Genomic DNA, 2907 nt, shown 5'->3' with positions numbered 1-2907 from the left:
AACGGCAGGCGGATTACGAACCCACCACAGCACATCACTGAGAAGCCAGGCGCAGGAATTACGGCCAAAGTGACAGCGAGGCGGGAACTTGCCTTCGTTCTCGAACTGCCATCGAGTGGTACGGGATAGACTGGTAATATCCATGCATTCACGCTCACGGATGCGTTTGTCGTAGGTAAAGCCGTACTCGCTAAGAATGGTGCGGCGTTGCTCTGGGGTGGGTGGGGTAAAAATTTTATTTGACATACTTTCTCCATTTAACACTTTCAGTTGGAAAGATTTCCAGACTGTTATGGTGTTGTAGAGTGAAGTATTATTATTTTATATTTAAATGAACATAGCTTCTAATGTTTAGAAACCATGATTTAGATATCAAAAGGGGTGTTTTAATGATTAAAACACCCCTTTTAATCATTAGAAGCGATTAGTTAACGCCTTTGAACACCTTGCTAATATATGACGCAACAGTATCAACACTCTTTACAGGGCACTCTTTGTTTTGAAAAAGAGTTACCTTATCGATAACATGCCTAGCCCAAGCGGAAAAGTTATAAGAACCATCTTTTTTAAAACAATCTTCTTTAAAAGTATCAATACACTCATCTTTAAATCTGAAAGCAGCACTAATAATAGCAAGTTCGTTTCTTGCATGTCTTTCCAACGCTTTTTCAGATCGGATGTTAGTATTATTCGAAATGTCGCCATTTAGATCTGGTCGCTCTACTTCAGTCAGCATTGATAGTGAGTCAAAATCAAGATCACTTTCCATAATTCTCTTTATGTCGTAATGAGTAATCCATAAATCATCAACGCCAATACTAAACTCGAAACTATCAAAATTAAAGCGTCCTCCATCCTGATGATCAATAAACGGCTTTGCTGGTAAGACCTGAATCACAGGACTTTTACGACCTGATAAACAAGGATAAAATCCAGGGAAAAATTTATCTATAACAGACATGGATTCAAATTGTTCTGGATTAATCCGCCAAAGACCATGAGCGAAACAATATCCAACGAGGAAGCCGTTACCCTCTTTTTCATTAAATACGTCAGCGCCCGAAAGTAGTTTTTCAGGGTTAAAAAACTCGCCATTGGAAAACTCAATAAATGAATAGTTTGTTATTGCTCTAGTTTGCCCTGATAAATTATTGAACGTGCTAGGGTAAAGTAGTTTTGAATGCCATTCGCTTGCAAAATCAGTACTTCCCTTAAATAAAACTCGACAGTGAAACCTTTTGAGCATAATGCACAGTTCTATTTTATTCTCTACAGCTAGATTAATCAAATCTGATGGCTCAACCCCTAGAAAAGAAGCGCCTCGAGACAGTCTGCAATATGAGAACGGAATTTTTATTTCTTTTTCAGCCATAGCGCTACCCTCAACGCCCCTAAAATTAAGCGTGGCAGGCGGGTAGGGTTTCCCGCTTTTCGGTTGGCCGACCTAGCCCCGCTCAATAAGTTTACGCCGTTTCCCTGCTTGATAGCAAAACAACGTTTTCATGATTACCCGCCAGCACTTCCAGCCGGTCTATCCACTTGTTCAACGCGTCCAGCTTCTCAGGCAGATACTGGCTGCGGTTGTAGATTGCCATGACGCCAGGCATTGTATGCCCTAATAACTGCTCAACCACATGCGGAGCGATACCTAGCTCATTAAGCTTGGTAGCAAGCGAGCGTCGTAAGTCGTGTAAAGTCCAAGGCTCCGCATGGTTAAGACGCTTGTACATATTTCGTCCTGTCTGGCTTACTGCCTCTGACTTTTTCACTACACCTAACAGATAGCCACTATTTTTATTATGGCGGTTAAGCTCAGTAATAAATTCTCGTAGCTGTAATGGAACCGGCCTAATGATTTTCTCACCTGATTTACTATGCTCTTTTGGCACCGTCCATAACCATTGTTCCAAGTCCCATTCTTTCCACTCAGACAAGCGGGCCTCTTGCGAACGACAACCAAAAACTATCAGGATAGTTAGCAATGCGGAGTAATACGGTGAAAATAACTCATCGTTATTAGCAAATTTCCACAGTTGCCCCAACTCTCCATCATTTAAAACCCTGTCGCGCTTTCGTTGCTTCCTCCCAACGTCGGGAATGGCTAAATCATCAAGCCAATTACTCACCGCATAACGCCGCACACGGCAAAATTTAAGGGCTTGTTTACACATCTGAAAAATATACCCAGCCGCAACCGGGGACTCACGTTTTATTCGGTCAAAACATTTGAGCCAATAACGTGTTTCACAATCAGAAAGTGCCATATTTCCAATATAGGGGTAAATATGCCTTTCAAGCTGCGCCTTATGCCTCTCTACGTTGGCTCGGTTATCCATTGCATATTCATCAATCCAATACACCAGGGCCTCTTTCACCGTAACGGGTTTGAGACTTTCTTCCATCGTAAGGTTAAATTGCATCTTGGGGTCTTTGCCTTCCGCCAACCAGGAACGGCACTTATCTCGGGTATCGCGGGCTTGCTTAAGGCTCATATCTGGATAGTTACCCAACGTAACCCGATGCAGTTTTGCACCAACCAGGCGATAGGTGAACACCCAGCTGATCCCGCCAACCTTTGAAAGCTTGGCACTCAGACCTGCGCCATCCGCAAAGAATTCTATCTTTTGGCGTGGCGTGCCTTGTAGGTTTCTGAGCCGCTTATCACTCAGCTTATTGAGTTCTCCCGCCATGCCTGCCCCAAGTATTTATACAGATGTTTATACACATTGTGCCGCAACAATAGCATAACGTCAAAAAACACTGGAACAATATACAGTCAATTTGAAATGTAACAAATTGAATTTAAAGTATATATTTAATTATAACGAAAGCATTAGAACATCTAATTTTGTCGTACGGCATGAACTGATACTAGTCAGTCAAGCTGTTGAAAAAAGGCGCTTTTAC

The 2907-nt window shown here is 42.2% G+C and carries 3 protein-coding genes; all 3 read right to left on the bottom strand.

Annotated elements, in window-relative coordinates; all coding sequences use genetic code 11:
- Nucleotides 1-246 (bottom strand): helix-turn-helix transcriptional regulator (locus tag ACKWMY_RS27980; protein ID WP_409487516.1); only part of this gene is annotated, 246 nt, incomplete at its 3' end.
- Nucleotides 247-424: 178 nt separating this feature from the next.
- Complete coding sequence (locus tag ACKWMY_RS27975; protein WP_409487515.1) at nucleotides 425-1372, bottom strand: hypothetical protein; 948 nt, start codon at nucleotides 1370-1372, stop codon at nucleotides 425-427.
- Nucleotides 1373-1463: 91 nt separating this feature from the next.
- On the bottom strand, nucleotides 1464-2690 hold the full coding sequence (locus tag ACKWMY_RS27970; RefSeq protein WP_409487514.1) for a tyrosine-type recombinase/integrase: 1227 nt from the start codon (nucleotides 2688-2690) through the stop codon (nucleotides 1464-1466).
- Nucleotides 2691-2907: the final 217 nt, after the last annotated feature.

This window comes from Serratia sp. J2 (genome assembly GCF_046269175.1).
Lineage (GTDB): Bacteria > Pseudomonadota > Gammaproteobacteria > Enterobacterales > Enterobacteriaceae > Chania > Chania fonticola_C.
The sequence above is the reverse complement of the archived record's forward strand: the minus strand, read 5'-3'. Positions and strand labels throughout refer to the sequence as shown.